Source organism: Actinoplanes sp. NPDC048791, assembly GCF_040650095.1.
Taxonomy (GTDB): Bacteria; Actinomycetota; Actinomycetes; order Mycobacteriales; family Micromonosporaceae; genus Actinoplanes.
The window spans coordinates 1-2,422 of record NZ_JBEZGQ010001157.1; the positions used below are offsets into that span (position 1 = coordinate 1).

A 2,422-nucleotide genomic window follows, 5' to 3' on the forward strand; every position below is an offset into this window, starting at 1 on the left:
CGACGACCACCGGGTCGCCGCCGCGGGGCACGGGCGCGGTGATGAGTTCGGCCAGCGGGCCGACGCTGGGGGCGACGGCGGCGACGGTGAACGGGTCACGCAGGAATTCGTGCAGGAAAGCGGCACGGTGCTCGGAGGTCATCGCACGGCTCCTTGCGCAGCGTCGGCCGGGTCCAGGACCCGGGAGAGCCATTCGGTACGGGTACGGCGGGCCGCGGCCGACAACCGCGCGTGCGGGTACAACGCGTCGAACCCGTGGAAACCGCCGGCCCAGACGTGCAGCTCGGCGATGCCCCCGGCCGCCCAGATCCGGGTCGCGTAGGCGACGTCCTCGTCGCGGAACACCTCGGCCGAGCCCGTGTCGAGGTAGGTGGGCGGCAGGCCGGACAGGTCATCGGCCAGCGCGGGGGAGACGTGCACGGGCACGGCGCCGGGATCGAGGTCGCCGAGCAGCGACCGCCAGCCGAACGCGTTCATCTCGCGGGTCCACACGCCCGGACCGCCGGCGTACTGGTGGCTGGAGACGGTGTTGTTGCGGTGGTCGAGCATGGGACAGATCAGCACCTGGGCGGCCAGGGCCGGGGTGCCCCGGTCGCGGGCCAGCAGGGCGACCCCGGCGGTGAGGCCGCCACCGGCGCTGGTCCCCGCCACGACGATGCGGGCCGGGTCGATGCCGAGCTCACCGGCGTGCTCGGCGACCCAGAGCAGGCCGCGGTAGCAGTCCTCGACCGGGGTCGTGCCGGTGTGCTCCGGGGCCAGCCGGTACTCCACCGAGATCACGACCGCGCCGAACTCGTCCAGCCATTCCAGCGGGATGTCGAGCTGGGCGAAGCGGTCGCCCATCACCATGCCGCCGCCGTGCATCCAGTACACGCACGGTGCGGCGGTGGGACGGGCGCCACCGGACGGGCTGAAGATCGACAGGGCGATCGGGGTGTCGTCCGTACCGGTGATGCTGACCTCGCGCCGGTCGACGGCGCGGCCGGCGAGCAGGGGTTCGACGGGTCCCGACGAGTACGGGCGGATCTGGGCGAGGACCTCGGTGGTGAGTTCCGGTACGGGTGGCAGCCCGGCCAGGAGCCGGCCCAGCTCGGGGTCGAAGGGTGGACGGTGCTCAGTCATGGTGAAGTCCTGTCGCTGGAAGGGTTCGCGGGGGAGGGGGTGCTCAGAGCGCGGCCTTGCCGCCGACCGGCACCTCGTCGGTGTACTGCGACTCGCCGGCCAGCAGCGGCTGGAGCCCGGCCACGAGTTCCCGGGCCGCGGCGGTCGCGAAGAACCGGCTGTGCGCCTCGGCACTGGTCCAGCCCTCGGTGACGTGCACGACGTCCGGGTTGCCGGCCGAGCGACCGACCAGGAAGACGACACAGTCGTCGTCGGACAGTGACGGCGCGTCGAGCAGCAACGCGAGCACCGCGTCACCCTTGCCGGGCTGCGCGGTCATGGTGGCGTGGAAGCCGTGGTTGATGGTCATCGGAGGTCTCCTCGATCGGTGCCGCTGGTTGCAGCTCCCAATCTGGCGGCGCCCGGACGGATCTTGCTCAGTCATCCGACTGCCGGATCCGCGGTGATCGCGGCCGGTACGGCTTAGGTCATCTGACAGATGCGCGGCGGCGGGCGGTGCTCGACGATCGAAGGCGTGACGAGGCCATCAGGACGGGAAACCGCAGCGCAGCCGGCCGTGTTGCGGACGCGTGAGGTCCGCGACCGCGCGTTGTTCGACCTGGACGACGGGCCGGTGACGCCGTCGAACCGGGCCGACCTGACGGCGACCACCCGCCTGCTGAACGTGCTGCTGGCCAGCCTGCTCGTGTCCTCGTTGCAGTACGACCAGCACGCCGTGGCCGTCCCCGCACCCTCGGCGCGACCGCTGGCGGACTTCCTCCGCGCCTGCGCCGAGCACGACCGCGACAGCGGGCGGCTGCTCGCGGCGCGGATCCGGGACCTCGGCGCCACCGGCGACCACGACCCGCAGCACCTGAGCGCCCGGTCCCGGATCGCCTTCCGCGCCTTCCCGGACGGCGACGCGACCGCCGTCGTGACGCAGAACCTCGTCGGCGTGCGGATCCTGGTCCAGACGCTGCAGGAGGCGGTGCGCTGGGTCGGCGCCGACGATCCCACCACCCGGCGGCTGCTGGAACGGCTGCTGGAGGACAAGGAGGACCAGGCCGGCCGGCTCAGCGCCCAGGCTGCCCATCAGCAGGCGGCGACAGCGCATCCCGGAGCCCGGCGCGGGACGTGACGCCCAGCTTGGGGAAGATCCGGTACAGGTGGGCGCCGATCGTGCGGTGCGACAGGTACAGCCGTTCGGCGATCTGCTTGTTGCTCAGTCCGCTCGCCGCCAGCTGGGCGATCTGGCGTTCCTGGGCGGTCAGGGCACTCAGCTCACCCTCCGGCGGCCGGGCGGGCCGATGCCCGGCCGCCC

Annotated in this window: 4 protein-coding genes; 1 reads left to right on the forward strand and 3 read right to left on the reverse strand. The window is 72.8% G+C overall.

The window, feature by feature from the left end; all coding sequences use genetic code 11:
* Positions 1-138: 138 nt before the first annotated feature.
* Together AB0C29_RS43615 and AB0C29_RS43620 are read right to left on the reverse strand one after the other, a co-directional pair.
* Complete coding sequence (locus AB0C29_RS43615) at positions 139-1,122, reverse strand: alpha/beta hydrolase (protein WP_360833570.1); 984 nt, start codon at positions 1,120-1,122, stop codon at positions 139-141.
* 43 nt (positions 1,123-1,165) lie between these two features.
* Complete coding sequence (locus AB0C29_RS43620; RefSeq protein WP_360833572.1) at positions 1,166-1,471, reverse strand: antibiotic biosynthesis monooxygenase; 306 nt, start codon at positions 1,469-1,471, stop codon at positions 1,166-1,168.
* A gap of 207 nt (positions 1,472-1,678) precedes the next feature.
* Here AB0C29_RS43620 and AB0C29_RS43625 point away from each other — a divergent pair, with 207 nt between their 5' ends.
* Entirely contained in the window at positions 1,679-2,239 is a 561-nt protein-coding gene (locus AB0C29_RS43625) for a ferritin-like domain-containing protein (RefSeq protein WP_360833574.1), read from the forward strand.
* On the opposite strand, the gene AB0C29_RS43630 is transcribed toward AB0C29_RS43625, so the two are convergent.
* Positions 2,175-2,422 (reverse strand): helix-turn-helix transcriptional regulator (locus AB0C29_RS43630; protein WP_360833577.1); only part of this gene is annotated, 248 nt, incomplete at its 5' end. The genes AB0C29_RS43625 and AB0C29_RS43630 overlap by 65 nt on opposite strands.

What these genes read in the sequence shown, in the direction of transcription:
- AB0C29_RS43620 (WP_360833572.1), bottom strand. Translation starts at nt 1,471, where the DNA reads ATGACCATCAACCACGGCTTCCACGCCACCATGACCGCGCAGCCCGGC.
- AB0C29_RS43615 (WP_360833570.1), bottom strand. Translation starts at nt 1,122, where the DNA reads ATGACTGAGCACCGTCCACCCTTCGACCCCGAGCTGGGCCGGCTCCTG.